Source organism: Streptomyces sp. ITFR-16 (assembly GCF_031844705.1).
Lineage (GTDB): Bacteria > Actinomycetota > Actinomycetes > Streptomycetales > Streptomycetaceae > Streptomyces.
In genome coordinates this window covers 1,868,411-1,888,876 of record NZ_CP134609.1, presented here as the reverse complement: position 1 = coordinate 1,888,876, position 20,466 = coordinate 1,868,411, and the positions used below count along the sequence as shown (strand labels likewise).

The 20,466-nt window shown below is 71.0% G+C and carries 18 protein-coding genes; 13 read left to right on the top strand and 5 right to left on the bottom strand.

What is annotated here, in order from left to right; all coding sequences use genetic code 11:
• The first annotated feature begins 58 nt into the window (after positions 1–58).
• Positions 59–1,234, top strand: a complete 1,176-nt coding sequence (locus RLT58_RS08355) for a macrolide family glycosyltransferase (protein WP_311309766.1) — start codon at positions 59–61, stop codon at positions 1,232–1,234.
• 72 nt (positions 1,235–1,306) lie between these two features.
• Here RLT58_RS08355 and RLT58_RS08350 read toward each other — a convergent pair whose 3' ends face one another.
• Entirely contained in the window at positions 1,307–2,269 is a 963-nt protein-coding gene (locus RLT58_RS08350; protein ID WP_311309765.1) for an electron transfer flavoprotein subunit alpha/FixB family protein, read from the bottom strand.
• 67 nt (positions 2,270–2,336) lie between these two features.
• Positions 2,337–3,122, bottom strand: coding sequence for an electron transfer flavoprotein subunit beta/FixA family protein (locus tag RLT58_RS08345; RefSeq protein ID WP_311309764.1), 786 nt, complete (start codon positions 3,120–3,122; stop codon positions 2,337–2,339).
• Between the two features lie 112 nt (positions 3,123–3,234).
• Between RLT58_RS08345 and RLT58_RS08340 the strand changes: the two genes are divergently transcribed.
• Both RLT58_RS08340 and RLT58_RS08335 read left to right on the top strand, forming a co-directional pair.
• Entirely contained in the window at positions 3,235–3,942 is a 708-nt protein-coding gene (locus tag RLT58_RS08340) for a TetR family transcriptional regulator (protein ID WP_311309763.1), read from the top strand.
• 140 nt (positions 3,943–4,082) lie between these two features.
• Positions 4,083–4,481: a Zn-ribbon domain-containing OB-fold protein gene (locus tag RLT58_RS08335; RefSeq protein WP_311309762.1), complete on the top strand. Its 399-nt coding sequence runs from the start codon at positions 4,083–4,085 to the stop codon at positions 4,479–4,481.
• Between the two features lie 6 nt (positions 4,482–4,487).
• Here RLT58_RS08335 and RLT58_RS08330 read toward each other — a convergent pair whose 3' ends face one another.
• Positions 4,488–5,444, bottom strand: coding sequence for an NAD(P)-dependent alcohol dehydrogenase (locus RLT58_RS08330; protein WP_311309761.1), 957 nt, complete (start codon positions 5,442–5,444; stop codon positions 4,488–4,490).
• Between the two features lie 114 nt (positions 5,445–5,558).
• Between RLT58_RS08330 and RLT58_RS08325 the strand changes: the two genes are divergently transcribed.
• From RLT58_RS08325 to RLT58_RS08315, 3 genes are all read left to right on the top strand, one after another.
• Positions 5,559–6,248, top strand: coding sequence for a TetR/AcrR family transcriptional regulator (locus RLT58_RS08325; protein WP_311309760.1), 690 nt, complete (start codon positions 5,559–5,561; stop codon positions 6,246–6,248).
• A 170-nt stretch (positions 6,249–6,418) separates the two neighbouring features.
• A complete protein-coding gene (locus tag RLT58_RS08320) occupies positions 6,419–9,130 on the top strand; it encodes a cellulose binding domain-containing protein (protein ID WP_399131134.1) in 2,712 nt (903 codons plus the stop codon).
• Between the two features lie 113 nt (positions 9,131–9,243).
• Complete coding sequence (locus RLT58_RS08315; protein ID WP_311309758.1) at positions 9,244–9,780, top strand: hypothetical protein; 537 nt, start codon at positions 9,244–9,246, stop codon at positions 9,778–9,780.
• A 7-nt stretch (positions 9,781–9,787) separates the two neighbouring features.
• Here the strand turns inward: RLT58_RS08315 and RLT58_RS08310 are convergent, their stop codons facing one another.
• Both RLT58_RS08310 and RLT58_RS08305 read right to left on the bottom strand, forming a co-directional pair.
• A complete protein-coding gene (locus RLT58_RS08310; RefSeq protein ID WP_311309757.1) occupies positions 9,788–10,675 on the bottom strand; it encodes an acyl-CoA thioester hydrolase/BAAT C-terminal domain-containing protein in 888 nt (295 codons plus the stop codon).
• A 4-nt stretch (positions 10,676–10,679) separates the two neighbouring features.
• Positions 10,680–11,564, bottom strand: a complete 885-nt coding sequence (locus RLT58_RS08305; RefSeq protein ID WP_311309756.1) for an SIS domain-containing protein — start codon at positions 11,562–11,564, stop codon at positions 10,680–10,682.
• 185 nt (positions 11,565–11,749) lie between these two features.
• On the opposite strand from RLT58_RS08305, the gene RLT58_RS08300 reads away from it, so the two are divergent.
• From RLT58_RS08300 to RLT58_RS08270, 7 genes are all read left to right on the top strand, one after another.
• A complete protein-coding gene (locus RLT58_RS08300) occupies positions 11,750–12,550 on the top strand; it encodes a DeoR/GlpR family DNA-binding transcription regulator (RefSeq protein ID WP_311309755.1) in 801 nt (266 codons plus the stop codon).
• A gap of 424 nt (positions 12,551–12,974) precedes the next feature.
• Positions 12,975–13,985, top strand: a complete 1,011-nt coding sequence (locus RLT58_RS08295; RefSeq protein WP_399131131.1) for an ABC transporter permease — start codon at positions 12,975–12,977, stop codon at positions 13,983–13,985.
• Positions 13,982–14,929, top strand: coding sequence for a carbohydrate ABC transporter permease (locus RLT58_RS08290; RefSeq protein ID WP_311309754.1), 948 nt, complete (start codon positions 13,982–13,984; stop codon positions 14,927–14,929). Before RLT58_RS08295 ends, RLT58_RS08290 begins: the two co-directional genes overlap by 4 nt.
• A gap of 50 nt (positions 14,930–14,979) precedes the next feature.
• Positions 14,980–16,620: a type 2 periplasmic-binding domain-containing protein gene (locus RLT58_RS08285; protein WP_311309753.1), complete on the top strand. Its 1,641-nt coding sequence runs from the start codon at positions 14,980–14,982 to the stop codon at positions 16,618–16,620.
• Between the two features lie 39 nt (positions 16,621–16,659).
• Positions 16,660–17,835: a Gfo/Idh/MocA family protein gene (locus tag RLT58_RS08280; protein WP_311309752.1), complete on the top strand. Its 1,176-nt coding sequence runs from the start codon at positions 16,660–16,662 to the stop codon at positions 17,833–17,835.
• A 144-nt stretch (positions 17,836–17,979) separates the two neighbouring features.
• Positions 17,980–19,152 carry a ricin-type beta-trefoil lectin domain protein gene (locus RLT58_RS08275; RefSeq protein WP_311309751.1) on the top strand — a complete coding sequence of 391 codons (1,173 nt, stop codon included), beginning with the start codon at positions 17,980–17,982 and terminating at the stop codon, positions 19,150–19,152.
• Between the two features lie 276 nt (positions 19,153–19,428).
• Positions 19,429–20,427 (top strand): MBL fold metallo-hydrolase, encoded by a 999-nt coding sequence (locus tag RLT58_RS08270; protein ID WP_311309750.1) that lies wholly within the window; start codon positions 19,429–19,431, stop codon positions 20,425–20,427.
• Positions 20,428–20,466: the final 39 nt, after the last annotated feature.

Here is a 20,466-nt window from a genome sequence, read left to right as displayed (position 1 = left end):
GTGTGCGCACCGGTCCGCCGTGTCCTCGTCGCCGTAGCTCCGAAATGAGTGATTCCCCATGTCACGTCGCCGTGCGCACATCGCCATGGCCGGCATTCCCGCCGTCAGCCACGTCCTGCCGAGTCTTGAGGTCATCCGCGAGCTGGTGGCCCGGGGGCACCGGGTGACCTACGCCAACGATCCGGTGGTGGCCGCGCGGATCGAGGCCACCGGCGCCGAGTTCGTCCCGTACGGCTCGGTGCTGCCGGTCGCCGACAACAACTGGCCCGACGACCCCATCGCCGTCATGACGCTCTTCCTGGACGAGGCCGTGCAGGCACTCGCGCAGCTGCGGGCCTTCTACGACCGGGATCCGGCGGACCTCTACCTCTACGACATCGGCGCGTACGCCGCGCGGGCGCTGGCGGAGTCGCAGCGGCGCCCGCTGATGCAGCTGTCCGCGACGTTCGTCGCCTGGGAGGGCTACGAGCAGGACGTGGCCGCGCGGCTGTGGACGCTGCCCGGCGCCGACGCGTACCGGGCGAGGTTCACCCGGTGGCTGGGCGCTTGCGGGGCGTCCACCACGGACATGGACGCCTTCTGCGGGCGGCCCGCCGACACGCTGGCCCTGATCCCCCGGGCGATGCAGCCGCACGCGGACGCCACGGACACCGGCACGGTCACGTTCGTCGGGCCCTGCTTCGACGGGCGGGGCGGTGAGCAGAGCTGGACCCGGCCGGCCGGCGCGGACAAGGTGCTGCTGGTCTCGCTGGGCTCGGCGTACACGGACCGGCCCGACTTCTACCGCCGGTGCATCGCGGCGTTCGGTGACCTGCCCGGCTGGCACGTCGTGCTCCAGATCGGCCGGCACACCGACCGCGCGGAGCTCGGCGCGATCCCCTCCACCGTCGAAGTGCACTCCTGGGTGCCGCAGTTCGCGATCCTCGAACAGGCCGACGCGTTCGTCACCCATGCCGGCATGGGCGGCAGCGCCGAAGGGCTGTACACCGGGGTCCCGATGATCGCCGTCCCGCAGGGCGCGGACCAGTTCATGAACGCGGACCGGCTCGTGGAACTCGGTGTGGCCCGCCGCATCGACACCGCGGACGCCACGGCCGAGACGCTGCGGGACGCCCTGACCGCCCTCGTCGCCGATCCGGAGACCGCCCGCCGCTCGGCGGAGCTGCGAGCCGAGGCCCGCGCCGAGGGCGGCACCCGGCGCGCCGCCGACCTCGTCGAGGAACTGCTCGGCTGAACCGTCCGGCACACGGGCCGGGGCCGCGCGGTGGATGTCATCGCGCGGCCCCGGATCATCGAAGGGTGCGGGTCAGCCCTTGCGGGTGGTGATCTCGTCGGTGAGCTGGGGGACGACGTCGAAGAGGTCGCCGACGACGCCGTAGTCGACGAGGTCGAAGATCGGGGCCTCGGCGTCCTTGTTGATCGCGACGATCGTCTTCGAGGTCTGCATGCCCGCCCGGTGCTGGATCGCGCCGGAGATACCCGAGGCGATGTACAGCTGCGGCGAGACCGACTTACCCGTCTGCCCGACCTGGTTGGTGTGCGGGTACCAGCCCGCGTCGACCGCCGCACGCGAGGCACCCACCGCCGCACCCAGCGAGTCCGCGAGCGCCTCGATGACGGCGAAGTTCTCCGCACCGTTGACCCCCCGCCCACCGGAGACCACGATCGCGGCCTCGGTCAGCTCCGGACGCCCCGTCGACTCACGCGGGGTACGCGAGACGACCTTCGTACCGGTGGCCTGCGCCGAGAACGCCACCACCAGCGCCTCGACCGCACCGGCGGCCGGAGCCGCCTCGACCGGCGCCGAGTTCGGCTTCACCGTGATCACCGGAACACCCCTGGAAACACGGGACCTGGTGGTGTACGAGGCGGCGAACACGGCCTGCGTGGCCACCGGACCCTCATCACCCGCCTCCAGGTCCACGGCATCAGTGATGATCCCCGAACCGGTCCGCACCGCGAGACGCGCCGCGACCTCCTTGGCCTCCGCCGAAGAAGGCAACAGCACCGCCACCGGCGACACCGCCTCGTACGCGGCCTGCAGCGCGTCCACCTTCGGCACGACGAGATACTCCGCGAACTCGGAATCCTCCGCGGTCAGCACCCTGACCGCACCATGCTCCCCGAGCACGGCCGCGGTGTCCGCGGCACCACCGCCCACAGCGACCGCGACGGGCTCACCGATACGACGCGCCAGCGTCAGCAGCTCCAGCGTGGGCTTGCGGACGGCACCGTCCACGTGATCGACATAGACGAGAACTTCAGCCATGGGACTTCCATCTCCTGCGTGTACGAAGTAAGCGGGGGGGCGGGAAAAGAAACGGGCAGCGCGGAACTCAGATGAACTTCTGACCGGCCAGGAACTCGGCCAGAGCCTTCCCGCCCTCACCCTCGTCCTTCACGATCGTGCCCGCCGTGCGCGCCGGACGCGCCGCCGCGGACTCGACAGCGGTCCACGCACCGCCCAGACCGACCTCCTCCGCCCCGATCCCCAGATCATCCAGATCCAGCGACCGCACCGGCTTCTTCTTCGCCGCCATGATCCCCTTGAACGACGGATACCGGGCCTCACCCGACTGGTCGGTCACCGACACCACCGCCGGCAACGACGCCTCCAACCGCTCCGACGCACTGTCACCATCCCGGCGCCCCCGCACCACACCGCCCTCCACCGACACCTCGGACAGCAGCGTCACCTGCGGCACACCCAGCCGCTCCGCGAGCAGCGCCGGAACCACACCCATCGCCCCGTCCGTCGACGCCATCCCCGAGATCACCAGGTCATAACCCGTCTCCTCGACCGCCTTCGCCAGCACCAACGACGTCCCGATCACATCCGTACCATGCAGATCGTCGTCCTCGACGTGAACCGCCTTGTCCGCACCCATCGACAACGCCTTGCGCAACGCGTCCCTGGCATCCTCCGGACCCACCGTCAACACAGTGACCTCCGCATCATCCGCCGCGTCCGCGATCCGCAACGCCTGCTCGACCGCATACTCATCCAGCTCCGACAACAGACCGTCGACATCCTCACGATCCAACGTCAGGTCATCGGCGAAATGCCGGTCACCGGTCGCGTCGGGCACGTACTTCACACAGACAACGATCCTCAAGCTCACGCCGGCTCTCCCTGTACCTGGTGGTGTGTCTGTCGCCGATCCTATGGCACTCAGTACCCTTCGTAAAGGTACCCAGTGCCGATATCGCGCTTTCGGTGCTACGTTTCCCGGCATGACCGATGACCGCGGGCCCGCCAAGAAGCCCCCCATGCGTGATGTGCTCGCCGAGGCGGCCTTCGGGCTCTTCATGGAGCGCGGCTTCGAGCGGACCACGGTGGACGACATTGTCGCCAGAGCGGGGGTCGGGCGGCGCTCGTTCTTCCGCTACTTCCCCTCCAAGGAGGACGCGGTCTTCCCCGACCACGAGCGCTGCCTCGCGGACATGACCGCGTTCCTGGCGGCCGCCGACGGCGAGGGCGACCCCGTCGACGCGGTGTGCGACGCGGCCCGGCTGGTGCTGCGGATGTACGCGGAGAACCCGGAGTTCTCCGTACAGCGCTACCGGCTCACCCGGGAGGTGCCGGGGCTGCGCACCTATGAACTGTCCGTCGTGCGCCGCTACGAGCGGACCATGGCCGGCTATCTGGAGCGGAGCTGGGAGGGCACCCCGGACGCCGCTCTGCGCGCCGAGATGATCGCGGCCTCGGTGGTCGCCGCGCACAACAACGGGCTGCGGTCCTGGCTGCGTTCGGGCGGCGAGGGTGACGCGGGGGCCGAGGTGGACCGCGCGCTGGAGCTCGTCCGTACGGTGTGGGGGCAGGCGGCCGGCGGACCCGCGGCCGGTGCGTCCGACGACGAGGTGATCGTCATGGTCGCCCCGAAGGGCGCCCCGATGTGGCGCGTGGTGCAGCGCATCGAGTCGGCGCTCGGCGGGGAGTGAACCGCCGCCCCGGGAGGCTCCCGGAAGGCTTCGGTAACTTTCGGCACTGAGTACCTTTACGCGCTGGCACTAAGTGCCATACGGTGCCGGTGTGCCGCCGCCGGAGGTGCGGCGACCGAGTCGAGCGCGGGAGGCCGAACGTGTTCAGTACCGGAACCGACGTGGGGACGGCGGCCCCCGACGCGGCGGAACCGCGCACCGAAGGCCTGGTCTACCAGGTGTGCCGATGGTGCGGCACGGCGTCGTTCCGCACCCTCCTGTGCCCCGTCTGCGCGTCGAGCGACCTCGAAGCGGAACGCAGCGACGGGCACGGCGTGGTCGTGCGGTCCCACGTCGTGAACCGCTACTCGCGCGTGATGCGCAACGAGTCCCTGGTCCGCTTCCCCGAGGGCTTCGTCTACCGCTGCCGGATCGTGGGCGCCGCACCCCACCTCGTCAACGTGGGCGACCGGGTCCGGCCCGTCGGCGGCACGGTCTCCGAGGCGGGAGAAGTGGTGCTCGAACTCTGCGACCCGCCCCGCATGGCCGACTGGTACTGACGCCCGTCAGCCGATCTCGACGACGTGCTTGCCCCGGACGCCGCCCGCCTCCAGGGCCCGGTGCGCGCCCGCGAGGTCGTCGAGCGGCCACACGGTGTCCACGATCGGGCGGATCTCACCGTTCTCCGCGTAGCGGGCCAGCCGGGTGAGCAGCGCGGTGCGCGGGTTCCCGCTGAAGAACCGGACCCGGCCCCTGCCGTGGACCACCGACGCGGCGATGTACCCGAGGGACGAGGCGAGGTGGTCCAGGTCGAAGGCGATCGCCACCATGCGCCCGCCGGGGGCCAGCAGCGTGCGGTACGCGCGGTGCCGGGTGCCCACCGTGTCCATGATGACGTCGAAGGCGCCCAGTCCGGCGGGCCCGGTCGTGCGGTAGTCGAAGACCTCGTCCGCGCCCAGACCGCGTACGAAGCCGAGGTTGTCCGCCCCCGCCAGCGCGGTGACATGGGCACCGAGTGCCTTGCCGAGCTGGACCGCGACGCTGCCGACGCCGCCGCTGCCTCCCCGCACCAGCAGCCGTTCGCCGGGCTTCAGGCGCGCCTTGGCGGTCAGGGCGGTCAGGCTCGTCGTCCCGCCCGCCAGCAGGGACACCGCCTCCGCCGGGGTCAGGTCGGCCGGCGAGGGGGAGATGCGGCCCGCGCCGATCGTGACGTACTCCGCCGCGCTGCCGAACCGCCGGGGCAGCACGCCCCACACCTGCTCGCCCGTCCGTACCCCGGTCACCGACGGGCCCACCGCCGCGACCTCCCCGGCGAAGTCGATCCCGGTGCGCTGGGGGAAGCGGCGGCCGGTCACCAGCCGCACCTTTCCGGCCCGGCCGGAGAGCTCACCGCCGTTGACCCCCACGGCCCGGACCCGGACAAGCACCTCGCCGGGTCCGGCCTCGGGCACGGGGACGCGGCCCGTGTACAGCACCTCCGGGGGGCCGTAGCGGTCGTAGAGGGCTGCGCGCATCTCGTCCATGTCCGTGTCCTGATCCGTCTCGGGAACCGTGAGCGGAGCGATCGTTCCGCTTGCGTTTCCTCAAGCTAACAGGCTAAGTGGATGGCACCTTCCACTTACCGTAAAGTGAGAGACATGCCTGCTCAGCCCTCTCAAAAATCCCTCGTCGCCGCAGCGGAACCGCTCGCCGCCACGCGGTCCGAAGGGCTGCGGGCCGACGCCCGGCACAACCGCGACCGCATCCTCGAAGCGGCCCGCGAGGCCTACGCGGCCCAGGGCATCGATGTGCCTGTCACCGCGATCGCCCGCCGCGCCGGCGTCGGGGTCGCCACGCTCTACCGGCGCTTCCCCACCCGTGCCGCGCTCATCACGGAGGCCTTCGCCGAGCAGTTCGCGCAGTGCGGTGCCGTCCTCGACGAGGCGCTCGACGACCCCGACCCCTGGCGCGGGTTCTGCACCCTGATCGAGAAGGTGTGCGCGATGCAGGCCGCGGACCGGGGCTTCACCGCCGCGTTCCTCGCCCGGTTCCCCGACGCCGTCGACATCGACGGCGAACGCGCCCGCGCCGAGGAGGGCATCGCCCGGCTGGTCCGCCGCGCCCAGGAGGCCGGACAGCTCCGGGCCGACTTCCACCCCGGCGACGTCACCCTGCTCCTGCTGGCCAACTGCGGTGTCGCCGAGGGCTCCCCGGAGGTCTCGGCAGCCGCGTCGCGCCGGCTGGTCGGCTATCTGCTCCAGTCCTTCAGGGCCGGCCGCACCGCGCCCCTGCCCCCGCCGGCCCCGCTGGAACTGCGGCGCGTGCACCAGTCACCCCACGGGCGCTGAGACCGGCCCGCCGGGGCTCGTGGCGCCGGAAGTCATCCGATGAACCCTGCCGCCGCTCTTCTCGCGCCGGGTGCGCGCCGCTACCATCGGGTCGCGAATGGGAGCGCTCCCAAATCCGTACCCGCCCCGTGCCGCCGCTGTCGGCGGTCCTGCTCGGAGAGGACGTTTCCGTGCGCTCAAGCGCCAGACCCCTTGCTGCCCTGGTGGCGGCACTCACGCTCACCGCCGGGCTGCTCGCCGCCGGCGCCCCGGCGTCGGCGAGAACCGCCCCCCTCGCCCCCACGGCCCAGGCATCCGATGTGTCCCTGGCGGCGGACACGTACGACTGGAAGAACGTCCGGATCGACGGCGGCGGGTTCGTCCCCGGCATCGTCTTCAACCGGTCCGAGAAGAATCTCGCCTACGCCCGTACCGACATCGGCGGGGCCTACCGCTGGGACCAGTCCGGCAAGCGGTGGACCCCGCTGCTCGACTGGGTGGACTGGGACCACTGGGGGTGGACCGGTGTGGTCAGCCTCGCCTCGGACGCGGCCGACCCGGACAACGTGTACGCCGCCGTGGGCACGTACACCAACGACTGGGACCCGACCAACGGTGCCGTGCTGCGCTCCTTCGACCGGGGTGCCAGCTGGAAGGCGGCCACCCTGCCGTTCAAGCTCGGCGGCAACATGCCGGGCCGGGGCATGGGGGAGCGGCTCGCGGTCGACCCGAACAAGAACTCCGTGCTGTACCTGGGCGCGCCCAGCGGCCACGGCCTGTGGCGTTCCACGGATGCGGGGGTGACCTGGGCAGAGGTGACCGCGTTCCCGAACCCGGGGAACTACGCCCAGGATCCCACCGACACCAGTGGGTACGGCAACGACAACCAGGGCATCGTCTGGGTGACCTTCGACGAGCGCACGGGCAGCGCCGGCAGTGCGACCCAGGACATCTACGTCGGGGTCGCCGACAAGGACAACACCGTCTACCGCTCCACGGACGGCGGCGCCACCTGGTCGAGGATCGCCGGACAGCCGACCGGGTACCTGGCCCACAAGGGGGTGCTCGACTCCGCCGACGGCTACCTCTATCTGACCCTGAGCGACACCGGCGGACCCTACGACGGGGGCAAGGGCCGGATCTGGAGGTACACCACCGCGACCGGTGAGTGGAAGGACGTCAGCCCGGTCGCCGAGGCGGACACCTACTACGGCTTCAGCGGTCTGACGGTGGACCGGCAGCGGCCCGGCACCCTGATGGCCACCGCGTACAGCTCCTGGTGGCCGGACACCCAGATCTTCCGCTCCACGGACAGCGGGGCGACCTGGACCCGGGCCTGGGACTACAGCAGTTACCCCGACCGCACCAACCGCTTCACCCAGGACGTCTCCTCGGTGCCCTGGCTGACCTGGGGAGCCAACCCGGCGCCGCCGGAGACCACGCCGAAGCTGGGCTGGATGACCGAGGCGCTGGAGATCGACCCGTTCGACTCCGACCGGATGATGTATGGCACCGGTGCGACGGTCTACGGCACCGAGAACCTGCGGAACTGGGACTCCGGCGGGCAGTTCACCATCACCCCGATGGTGAAGGGCATCGAGGAGACCGCCGTCAACGACCTGGCGAGCCCGCCGTCCGGGGCCCCGCTGCTCAGCGCGCTCGGCGACATCGGCGGCTTCCGGCACACCGATCTCGACGCCGTGCCGGACATGATGTTCACCTCGCCCAGCCTGACCTCGACCACCGGCATCGACTTCGCGGAGAGCAGCCCGGACACGGTCGTCCGGGTCGGCAGCGCGGACGCCGCCCCGCACATCGGCTTCTCCACGGACAACGGCGCCCACTGGTTCCAGGGTTCCGAGCCCTCCGGGGTGACCGGCGGCGGCACAGTCGCGGCGGCCGCCGACGGCAGCGGTTTCGTGTGGAGCCCGGAGGGCGCGGGCGTCCACCACACGACCGGGTACGGGAGTTCATGGGCGGCGTCCAGCGGGATCCCGGCCGGGGCGAGCGTCGAGTCCGACCGGAAGAACCCGAAGAAGTTCTACGGATTCCACGCGGGCACCTTCTACCTCTCGACGGACGGCGGCGCCACCTTCACGCCGAAGGCGTCGAGCGGTCTGCCCACCGAGGGCAATGTCCGCTTCGGGGCGGTGCCCGGTACCGAGGGCGACGTGTGGCTCGCGGGCGGCAGCACGGCGGGGGCGTACGGCCTGTGGCACTCCACCGACTCGGGGGCGACGTTCACCGAGCTGACCGGGGTGGAGCAGGCGGACTCCGTCGGCTTCGGCAAGGCCGCCGCCGGAGCCTCGTACCGGACGCTGTTCGTCACCGCGAAGATCGGCGGGGTGCGCGGCATCTTCCGGTCGACCGACGCGGGCGTGAGCTGGACCCGGATCAACGACGACGCGCACCAGTGGGGCTGGACCGGTGCCTCGATCACCGGTGACCCGCGCGTCTACGGGCGCGTCTACGTCTCCACCAACGGGCGCGGCATCCTGTACGGCGACTCCTCGGACGGCGACGGGGGCGGCACCGACCCGGGTACGGACCCCGGCACCGACCCGGGTAACCCGCCCGGGGACGCGGCCTGTTCGGTGTCCTACGAGGTGACCGACCAGTGGGCCGGCGGCTTCCGGGCGGAGGTGACTCTCACCAACACCGGGAGCACGGCCCTCGACGGCTGGCGGCTCGGCTGGACCTTCCCCAACGGGCAGCGGGTCGGCCAGATGTGGAACGCCACGCCCACCCAGGACGGGGCGAGGGTGACGGCCGCCGACGCCGGGTGGAACAGCAGGGTGGCGCCGGGCGCCTCGGCCGGATTCGGGTTCACCGGCACCCTGTCGGGCGGCAACGGCGCACCGGCCGCGTTCGCTCTGGGGGACGAGGTCTGCGCGTCCGGCTGACCGGTACGGACGGGGGCGGACGGAACCGCCCGCCCCCGTCCTCCCGGCACCGGCGGCGCGGGTGAACACGGGCTCACTGGCCCCGTACAGGTTCGTCGGCCATACTGCCCGCCGTGGAGCAGCGCATAGATCCGAACACTCAGCCCGCGTACGCCGCAGGGACAGACCCGGCGTACATCCCTGGTCTCACGGCCCCCCGACCCGCCGGAACGGCGCCGGAGGAGCCGGAGCGGACCGAGGAGCCCGTGTCCGACGACGCCGCCGCGGAGCCGGTGTCCGAGGATGCGGAGCCCGTCGCCGACGCGGAGGACGAGGAGGACGCGAAGAACGAGAAGGACGAGAGCGACGCGGGTGAGGACGGGGCTGCCGACGGGCCCTCGTTCGAGGTGAGCGACCGGCGCGGGTCGATCTCCGCCGACCGTGCGGGCATCCGGTTCACGCTGGACGACCAGGAGGCCGACTTCCGCTGGGACGAGATCGGCGCGGTCGAGCTGAAGCCGGCCCGTTTCGGCCGGCGGTTCACCGTCACGGTCCACATGTCGACCCGGCGCTGGTTCAACGCGGAGGTCGAGGCGGCCGCCCGCAGCAGCCTCAAGGAGTGGACGGAAGGCTTCGACGCGGTCCTGGACGCCTACTTCGAGGAGTCCTGACCGGTCCTCATCCCGGGCCGGGGCCGCGCAGCGCGTCGAGGACGCAGGGCCACGCGGCCGCTCCGAGCGCCGCGTCGGCCGAGGGCGAACCCCCGTGCCGGAAGAGGGCGGAGGCGGCGGCGGGTGCCTCGCCGGGCAGTCGCGGGCGGTGTCCGGCGTCGGCGCGGCCGACCAGCCGGACCGGACGGCCCGCGGCCCGGCGCCGGGCGGCCAGCTCCTCGGCGAACCGCAGCGAGGGCCACATCAGGTCGTCGCCGCCCGCCACCAGGACGAGCGCGGCGGCGGACCGCTCCACCGCGATGGCTGCGGCCGGGACCCGGTCCGCGTGCGTCCGCAGGCTCTGCTCGTACCAGCCGAGTACCGAGACGGGCGCGCTCTCCGGCTCCGCCGGGGTCCAGTCGTCGTCGTAGGGCACGAACGGCAGCGGCTCGCCCTTCCAGGTCCAGGAGGACCGCAGGGGCAGGGCCCGCCCGTCCCGGCCGGGGCCGACGTTGGCCCAGGTGACCCAGGTGGGGGAGAGCGCCACCACGGCGTCGATGTCCGGCCGGAGCACCGACAGGTGCAGCGCGGCCTCGGCTCCCTTGGACAGGCCCAGGACGCCGAGGCGCCGTGCGCCGTGCGCACGCAGCCACTCGGTGGCGGACACCAGCGTCTCCAGCGGGACTTCGCAGATGCCGGGCGGCTGGCCCGGTCCGCCGAACCACTGGACCGACAGGGCGGTCAGGCCCTGCCGGGCCAGCAGCCGGCAGCGGTCTCTCTCGATCCGGCCGCTGGATCCGGAGAGGACGAGCACCCCGGAGCCGCCCGGGTGCGCGGGCGCGGCGAGGAAGCCCGTCCAGGCGTCCGCGCCGGCGCCCGCCGGGGTGTGCACGTCCTGTTCGGTCAGGTCCGGCACGGGATCAGGCGTCCGCCAGGACCACCGAACGGGTCAGGTGGCGGGGGCTGTCGGGGTCCAGGCCCCGGGCGGCGGCGCGGGCGATGGCCAGGCGCTGCACACGGATGAGCTCGGCCAGCGGGTCGAGGCCGCTCTCCACCCACTGGGCACCGGTCTCCAGGAGCTGTTCGCGCAGGCCCTCGGGCGCGGAGCCGAAGAGCCAGGTCGCGGTGCCGGTGGTGGCGATGCTGATGGGGCCGTGGCGGTACTCCATCGCCGCGTAGGACTCCGTCCAGGACAGCGAGGCCTCCTTCATCTTCAGCGCGGCCTCGTTGGCCAGGCCGACCGTCCAGCCCCGGCCGAGGAAGGTGAACTGCGTGCAGTCCAGCAGCCCTTCGGGCAGCGGCTCGGCGAGTGCGGCCTCCGCGTCGCGGACCACGGCGTCGGTGTGCAGGCCGAGGTGGGCGCGGAGCAGCGTCAGCAGGGTGGTGGCGAACCGGGTCTGCACGACGGACTGCTCGTCCGCGAAGTCGAGGACCACGACGGCGTCGGCGGACGTCATCACCGGGGTCGACGGGTCGGCGGTGATGGCCACCGTCGGGGTGGTGCCGCGCAGCCGGCCGAGGAGTTCGAGGACCTCGGTCGTGGTGCCGGAGCGGGTGAGGGCGACCACCCGGTCGTAGCGGCGGCCGAAGGGGAACTCCGACGCCGCGAAGGCGTCCGATTCGCCCTGCCCGGACTCCTCACGGAGCGCGGCGTATGCCTGAGCCATGTAGAACGAGGTGCCGCAGCCGACCACGGCGATGCGCTCACCGGCGGCGGGCAGCGCGGCCGCCTGGCTCCCGGCCAGTTCTGCGGCACGGCGCCAGCAGTCCGGCTGACTGGCGGTCTCGATCTCGACAAATGACACTTTTGCACTCCGTACTGGTGATGGGATGCTCGTTTACGCACGCTACCCGCGATGTGCAAGCATTATCAAGCATACTCCTTGCAGGAGACTTGACTCGCCGGAGCCTTGTGCCACGCTTGCGCGTGTCCGGTGATCGCGCCCAAGGGGATGGGCGACGGCGGCCCGGACCTGTAAGGAGAATGCTCTTGTCCAGGGACGCCCGGTGGAACGCACTGCTGGAACTCGTCGGTAAGAACGGCCGGGTGGATGTCGAGGACGCCGCCAGGGCGCTGGACGTCTCGGCCGCGACCATCCGGCGGGACCTGGACCAGCTCGCCGAGCAGCAGCTGCTCACCCGGACCCGGGGCGGCGCGGTCGCCCACGGCGTCAGCTACGAGCTGGCGCTGCGCTACAAGACGGGGCGCAACGCCCCGGAGAAGCAGGCCATCGGCCGTGCCGTCGCGGCACTGGTCGCGGTCGGCGAGGTGGTGGGGCTGACCGGCGGGACCACGATCACCGAGGTGGCGCGCTCGCTCGCGGTGCGCTCGGACCTGGTGGGCGACAGCGCCTCCGGGGCGGCCGGCCAGCCGACGCTGACGGTGGTCACCAACGCCCTCAACATCGCCAATGAGCTGGTGATCCGGCCGCAGATCAAGATCGTGGTCACCGGCGGTGTGGCCAGGCCCCAGTCGTACGAGCTGACCGGCCCGCTGGCCAGCGGGGTGCTGGGGGAGATCACGCTGGACGTCGCCGTGCTCGGGGTCAACGCCATCGACACCGAGCGCGGTGCGTACGTCCACCACGAGGGCGAGGCCAGCATCAACCGGCTGCTCGCCGAGCAGGCCCAGCGGGTGGTGGTGGCGGCCGACTCGTCGAAGATCGGCAAGCGGGCGTTCGCGCGGGTCTGCGACCTCGCGCTGGTCGACTTCCTGGTCACCGACCGGGGCATCACACCCGAGGCGGCCGCCCGCTTCACCGAGGCCGGCGTCACGGTCGTCGCCGTCTAGTCCTTCCGTTCCTTCCGTACCGCCCTTTCGGCGGGCCGCCGCATCCCGAGGTGCGGCGGCCCGCCGTTTGCGTGTGCGGGATCATGCTCGATGGATGCGTGAACGCGCACAACCACGCATGCGGTGAAGGTTCCTGACGGATGCGCAGGGGCTTCGATGGCCATTCGGTGGGGGATCGGTGTCTGTTCTGTGCGGGTTCGGGCGGTGCGTGACGCCCTGCGGTGATGCGCGAACCGGCTTTTGAGTGCCAATAGATGTTCGTTACCTCTGCGAAATGAACAACTCTTGCCATCGGGGTGTGCGGTCATGAACTATGTGGCTGTCGCCGCGAAGGAGCAGTGGCCGCGCCTCCCCGAGGTGTGCGCCGCCTCCGTGTCTGCGGGACTTCTCTCTTGCTCCATCAGCCCTGGAGGTGCCTGTGACGATGGCAAAATCGCCGGTCACAGCTGTGCGGCCGCCCGTGCCGCAGCCCCGCGACCCGGACGAAGCGGATCGCCCCGCAGGCAGGAAGGACAAGAGGAACCGCCTGCGCCAGCCGCTCCGGCACCGGCTGAAACGGGACCGGGCGCTCCTGCTCTTCTGCCTTCCGGGCGTGCTGTATTTTGCGCTGTTCTTCTACCTGCCGCTCGCGGGCAATGTCATCGCCTTCCAGGACTACCAGCCGTTCCTGGGCTTCAAGCAGAGCCCGTTCGTCGGCCTCGCGAACTTCACCGCGCTGCTCGCCGAACCCGAGTTCTGGAGCGCGGTCTCGAACACGCTCCAGATCACCGCGATCCAGCTGCTCCTGTACTTCCCCGCCCCGATCGCCCTGGCGCTGCTGCTCAACTCGCTCATCAGCGAGAAGATCAAGCGGTTCATCCAGACCGTCGTCTACCTCCCGCACTTCCTGTCCTGGGTGGTCGTCGTCGCGATGTTCAAGCAGGTGCTGGGCGGCGCCGGTTCGGTGACCACGCTGCTCATGGAGCACGGCGTCAGCATCGGCAACGTGATGACGGACCCGGGCACCTTCAAGCTGCTGATCACCGCGCAGGCCATCTGGAAGGACTGCGGCTGGGGCACCATCATCTTCCTGGCGTCCATCGCCTCGATCGACATGGGGCAGTACGAGTCCGCCGCGATGGACGGCGCCGGCTGGCTCCGCCGGATCTGGCACATCACCCTGCCGGGCATCCGCCCGGTGATCCTGATGCTGCTGATCCTGCGGCTCGGCGACATCCTCTCCGTCGGCTTCGAGCAGATCCTGCTCCAGCGCGACGCCGTCGGCCCGGACGCCTCCGAAGTCATGGACACCTATGTCTACTTCCACGGGGTCGTGGACGGCGACTGGGGCATGAGCACCGCCGCCGGACTGATGAAGGGCGTCATCGGATTCGCCCTCATCCTCGCCGCCAACAAGCTGGCCCACCGCTTCGGCGAGCAGGGAGTGTACCGATGAGTCAGCAGTCCGTCGTGGCCAGGCTGCGCACCGCCCGGTCCGGGAGCCGCCCCCGCAAGTCCAACGGGCGCCCGCCGTGGATGGAGCGCCCCCACTGGTATGGGCAGGGCACGAAGGCGCTCGCCCTGGCCGTCCTCACCGTGATCGTGCTCTACCCGTTCGTCCTGGCCATCGGCACCAGCCTGGCCGGGCGCGAGGAGCTGAACGCCAACGGCGGCTACGTCCTGCTGCCGCACCACCCGACGCTGGAGGCGTACCGCGTCATCCTCTCCGGCGGCGTCGTCACCCAGGCCGCCCTGGTCTCCATCTGCATCACCCTGATCGGCACCGCGCTCAGCCTGGCGTGCACGGTGATGATCGCGTACGGCACCTCGCGCCCCGGCACGGTCCTCGGCAAGCCGATCCTGCTGATGGTGCTCGGGACCTTCCTCTTCGCGCCCGGCATCATCCCGACGTACCTGGCGGTCCAGCAGTTCAAGATGCTGGACACCTATGCGGCGCTGATCCTCCCGGTGCTGCTCAACGCCTTCAACATCGTGGTCGTCCGCTCCTTCTTCCAGAGCATTCCCGAGGAGCTGTACGACGCGGCGCGCATCGACGGCGCCGGCGAGGTGACGGTCCTCTTCCGGATCGTCCTGCCCCTGTCCAAGGCGGTCCTCGCCGTGGTCGGCCTCTTCTACGCCGTCGGCTACTGGAACAGCTTCTTCAACGCGGTGCTCTACCTCAACGACGCCGGCAAGTTCCCCATCCAGGTGATCCTGCGCAGCTACGTCCTCAACGGGCAGAGCATCAACGCCTCGGCCATGGGCGTGCACGCGGTGCCGCCCGCGACCTCGCTGCAGATGGCGGTGCTGATCATCGCCATCGTGCCCATCTTCTGTGTCTACCCCTTCCTCCAGAAGTTCTTCGTCAAGGGCGTCCTCACCGGGGCCGTCAAGGGCTGATCCGCCCGCCCTCGTACGCCCCCCGCACGCCACACCTCTCAAGGAGCCCCATGTCCACCCACTTGTCCCGGCGCGGTTTCATGGGCGCCGCGGGAATCGCCGGTCTCACCGCAGCCAGTCTGTCGACCCTGAGCGCCTGCGGCAGCGGTGCCGCGGTCAGCAAGGGCGGCGCCAAAGCATCGGCCAAGCTCAAGCTGCCCACCTACGTCGCCGCGCAGACCGCCCCCGCGGACCTGGCGGGCAACGCGGCGGGGCTGGACGCCACCTACCTCCGCTACCCCAAGGCGCTCACCAAGTCGGTGGCCAAGGCGCCCGGCGACGGCAGCCGCATCACGGCGCTCACCGAGACCTTCACCACCCCCGCCCCGCCGCAGGCCAGGAACGCCTACTGGCAGGAGCTGAACAAGCGTCTCGGGGCGACGTTCGACATGACGATCGTCGTCGACCAGGGCGTGGACGCGTACCTCACCAAGTTCAACGCGATGATGGCCGGCGGCGACATACCCGACCTGGTCTGGTTCCCGCCGAACCAGGGCATCCAGCGGGTCCCCGAACTGCTCGACGCCAAGTTCCACGACCTCACCCCGTACCTCTCCGGCGACGCCGTCAAGGCGTACCCCAACCTGGCGAACCTGCCGACCTCCGCGTGGAAGACCGCCGTGGTCAACGGCAAGATCCGCGGTGTCACCGTGGCCTACGGCTCCATGGGCCAGGTCTACGTCGTCAACGAGGACTTCTGGAAGCCGGTCGGCGGCGCCGAGTTCAGCAGCGCCGAGGACTTCCTGGCCAAGGGCAAGGAACTCGCGGACCCCAAGCGCAACAAGTACGTCCTGGAGCCGGCGTACGTGAACCACATCGGCCAGTTCGGCCAGTGGTTCGGCGCGCCCAGCGGCTGGCGGCTGGAGGGCGGCAAGCTGACGCACATGTACGAGACGGAGGAGTACCAGGAGGCCGTGGCCTTCGCCGTCAAGGTCGCCAAGGCCGGTCTCTTCTGGCCGGACCCCAATCTCTCCACCACGATGGAGAAGATGTCGCAGGGGTCCCTCGGCGCCTATGTGCAGTCCTTCCCCAGCTTCCTGGTCGACGCCAAGACGTACGACTTCCCCTTCGGCGTCATCGTGCCGTTCGCCGCCGAGTCCGGCGCGAAGCCGCGCTACAGCATGGGCTACGGCTCGGTCGGCTACACCGCCATCAACAAGAAGGCCGACGAGAAGCGCGTCAAGATGCTGCTGGGCGTCATGGACTACCTGGCCTCCCCCTTCGGTACGGAGGAGCGGCTCTTCCTCGACAACGGCATCGAGGGCACGCACTACACCCGTACCTCGAAGGGCGACGTCAAGCTCACGCCCAAGGGCAACTCCGAGGCGGTGACCACCGCGATGCCGCTGGCCTTCCTCGCCGCCGGACCCGAGTACATCTACCTGCCGGGCCAGCCCGAGCTGGCCGGGAAGATCCACCGCTGGCAGCAGGAACTCCTCAAGATCAGCCAGACCAACCCGACGAGCGGACACTTCTCCGACACGTCCACGAGCAAGAGCCCCTCGCTCACCACCGCGATGAGCGACTGCCTGCTGGACATCATCGCCGGCCGCAAGCCGCTCTCCGCCTACAAGGAGCAGCTGCGCAAGTGGCGTTCCGGCGGCGGCGACAAGATGCGTGCCGAGTTCGAGGCCTCGCTCGCCGGCCAGTAGTCTCCGCCCGCACGACCCGCACATACCGAAGGGACCCCCGTGTCAGACCTGCGACTCGGCGTCATCGGGCTCGGCCTGCGCCGATCCATCGCGACGTCCGCCCACCACCCCGGCCAGGGATCGGCGATCACCGCCGTCTGCGACCTCGACCCCGAGGTGCGCCGGCGCGAGGCCGAGCGCTTCGGCACCGAGGTCGCGGTCGAGGACTACAAGCTGCTCCTCGGCCGGGACGACCTCGACGCCGTCATCGTCGCGACGCCGGACGACACCCACGAGGCCATCGCGATCGACGCCCTGCGGGCCGGCAAGGCGGTCTTCGTCGAGAAGCCGCTCGGCATCACCGTCGAGAGCTGCGACAACGTCCTGCGGGCGGCGTACGAGACCGGGACCCGGCTCTACGTCGGCCACAACATGCGGCACATGGGCGTCGTGCGGCTGATGCGCGACATCATCGCCGGCGGCGACATCGGCGAGCCCAAGGCCGTCTGGGTGCGCCACTTCGTGGGCTACGGCGGCGACTATTACTTCAAGGACTGGCACGCCGACCGCACCCGCACCACCGGGCTGCTCCTCCAGAAGGCCGCGCACGACATCGACGTGCTGCACTGGCTGGCCGGCGGCTACACACAGCGCGTCAACGCGCTGGGCGACCTGCTCGTCTACGGCAGCCTGCCGCGCCGCGAGCCCGACACCCCGCGCCCGGACAACTGGCTGCGCGAGTTCGACTGGCCGCCGACGGCCCGCAAGGACCTGCACCACATCGTCGACGTCGAGGACGTCTCGGTGATGAACATGCAGCTCGACAACGGCGTCGTCGCCGCTTACCAGCAGTGCCACTTCACCCCGGACTACTGGCGCAACTACACCGTCATCGGCACCGAGGGGCGGCTGGAGAACTTCGGCGACAGCCCCGGTGACGAGGTCAAGGTCTGGAACACCGGCCCCAGCGGCTACCGTGCCGACGCCGACATCACCTACCGGGTCCCGGAGGCCGGCGGCTCGCACGGCGGCGGGGACACCCGGATCATGGCGGAGTTCTGCCGGTTCGTGCGCGACGGGGGCGTCACCGACACCTCGCCGGTCGCCGCCCGGATGAGCGTCGCCGCCGGTGTGCTCGCGACCCGCTCCCTGCGCGAGGGCGGTGCGCCGTACGACGTGCCCGCCCTCGACCCGGAGCTGGTCGCGTACTTCGAACGCGGCCAGGTCCGCTCTTGAGGATCTGACCGGGAAGGCCGGACAGGGCCGCCGCACGGCCCTGTCCGGCGGGTTTCACCGCACGGGACGCACCCACGCCCTCCCCGGGCCGGTGCGGGCAAGAGCAACGATCCCCGTTCCCCCCATCAGAAGCAGGTGCACCGCATGAATCCGCGCCACTTGTTCAGCACCTTCACCGCCACGGCCGCCGCAGCCGCCCTGGCCCTGCTCGCCACGGCCGCCCCCACCCAGGCCGCGGACATCGGCACGACCCCCGGCACGTACACCAACTACTCCTTCTCCGGTGCGCCGAGGCTGACCGAGGTCACCTGGTCCACCACCGTCCTGCACGACCCCGGATACCGGGCCAACGTCTTCTGGAGCCATCAGTTCGGCTTCGACCAGGGCAACGGCGCCTACATCGGGATGCAGTCCAACGGAGGGTCGAAGCGCACGCTCCTCTTCTCCGTCTGGGACGTCTCCGAGGCCGAGGCCGGCTCCGCCGGAAGCTGGTGCCAGGACTTCGGCGGCGAGGGCGAGGGCATGAGCTGCCGGCTGAACCTCGACTGGACCGCCGGCCACCGCTACACGTTCCGGGTCGCCGCCGAGGGCGAGGGCTGGTTCGGCGCCACGGTCACGGACACCGCCACGGGCACCGCGTACCGGCTCGGCAGGATCAAGACACCGGCCACCGCCATCTCGCCGTCCGGAATGGTCGACTGGACCGAGTACTTCGAGTGGAACGACCCGCGCGCCACCTGCTACGACCAGCCGTTCAGCGACGCCCGCTTCGGGGTCCCGACCGGCAACGGCGGTACGGTCACCGGCGCGGTGGCCGCCACCTCCAACAGCGGCAACGCCTGCGCGTCCATGACCCGCACCGATGTCGCCGCCGACGCCACGGTGCAGAACCTGGCCGTGGGGAACTCGGTGCGCGGCGCGGTGACCGGGCTCGCCGACAAGTGCCTGGACGCGTCCGGGGGTGTCGCGGACGGTACGACGGCCGACCTCTACAGCTGCTCGGGCGGCGCCAACCAGGCCTGGGTGCGAGCGGCCGACGGCACCCTGCGGCTGCCCTCGGACTACTGCCTGGCCGCCGAGGGCACGGGCAACGGAGCGGCCGTACGGGTGCGCGACTGCGCAGGCCCGGGCGCGGGCGGGGCCGTCACCGACCCGGCCCGGCAGTGGACGTACGACAGCTCCGCCCACGCCCTCGTCAACAAGGCGTCCGGCCGTTGCCTCGACGTACCCGGCGGCGCCACCGCGAACGGGACCGCGCTGGACCTGTGGGACTGCCACGGCGGCACCAACCAGCGGTGGAACGTCCCCGCGTCCTAGGAGCACGGTGGCATCGGTTTTCGGCCATGCTCGGTGGGTAATCGGCCCCTCCCGGTTTGACGGCGGCCGGTTGCGCACCGGTGACGGAGCCGGGCCGGTCCGGGCGCTTGCGTCCTGATCGTCCGGAAGATTCCGTACGGGGGCGGGTTCCCCTGCTCTCGTACGGTCACCGGTCGACCCCTCCGAAGGCGGGGTGAGGGCGATTTCACGCCAATGAAGGGTCGTTGTGGCCGGTATCGAACGCGCGACCGGAAACCGGTCGGCATAATCGCGTCCATGTCGATCACGGTGGGGGACTTCGTTGACCTGGGCCGAGGCCTGTACGCATGGCTTCCGCCGAAGCGGGGCTGGGGGCTGGCCAACTGCGGCCTCCTCGTCTCGCCGCGCGGCGCGCTCTGGATCGACACCCCGTACGACCCGGTGCTGGCCGGACAGTTCCTTGCCGAGAGCACCAAGCGGCTCCCCGACGGCGTCTCCATCGACCGGGTCGTCGTCACCCACGCCAACGGCGACCACTTCTGGGGCGCGGGAGTGCTCCCGGACGCCGAGATCATCGTGACGCGCGAGGCCAGGGAGCACATCCACTACGAGCCCACCCCGCAGCAGCAGCACGCCCTGGTGACCGGCGGCGATCCGGCCACCCCGCTCGGCGCCTACCTGGGCCGCCACTTCGGCCCGTTCGACTGGTCGGAGACCGAACCGGTGCGCCCCACCACCTACTTCACCGGCGAACTCGAACTGACCCTGGGCGACTACCCCGTCCGGATCACCGCCCTGCCGCCCGCGCACACCACCGGCGACCTGATGGTCCACCTGCCCGCCCAGGGCGTGGTGTTCAGCGGCGACATCATCTTCTCCTCCTCGCCCCAGCAGCCCGGCGACCACCCGATCCACTGGGAGGGGCCGCTGAGTAACGTCATCGGGGCCTGCGAGCAGGTGCTCGCCACCGGCGCCGAGACCGTCGTCCCCGGCCACGGGCCCGTACTCGACCGGGCCGGCGTGCGCGAGCACATCGGCTACCTCGAACACGTACAGGAGCGCGCGCACGCCTTCCACGCCGCCGGGGTCCCCGCCGTCGAGGCCGCCCGCCGGGTGATCGGCGAGGGACGCCACCCCGAACTGGGGCTCCCCGAGCGGCTGGTGGTCACCATCGGCAGCGAGTACCGGCAGCTAGACGGCTCCGAGCGGCGCAGCGTCGTCCAGGTCATGACCGATGTCGCCGCGGTCGCACAAGAAGTGGAGCGGGCCCGTGAGACGGCTGATCCGGTCGGCTGACCACCCGGTCCCTGGCCGCCCCGGCCGACGGACCGGCCC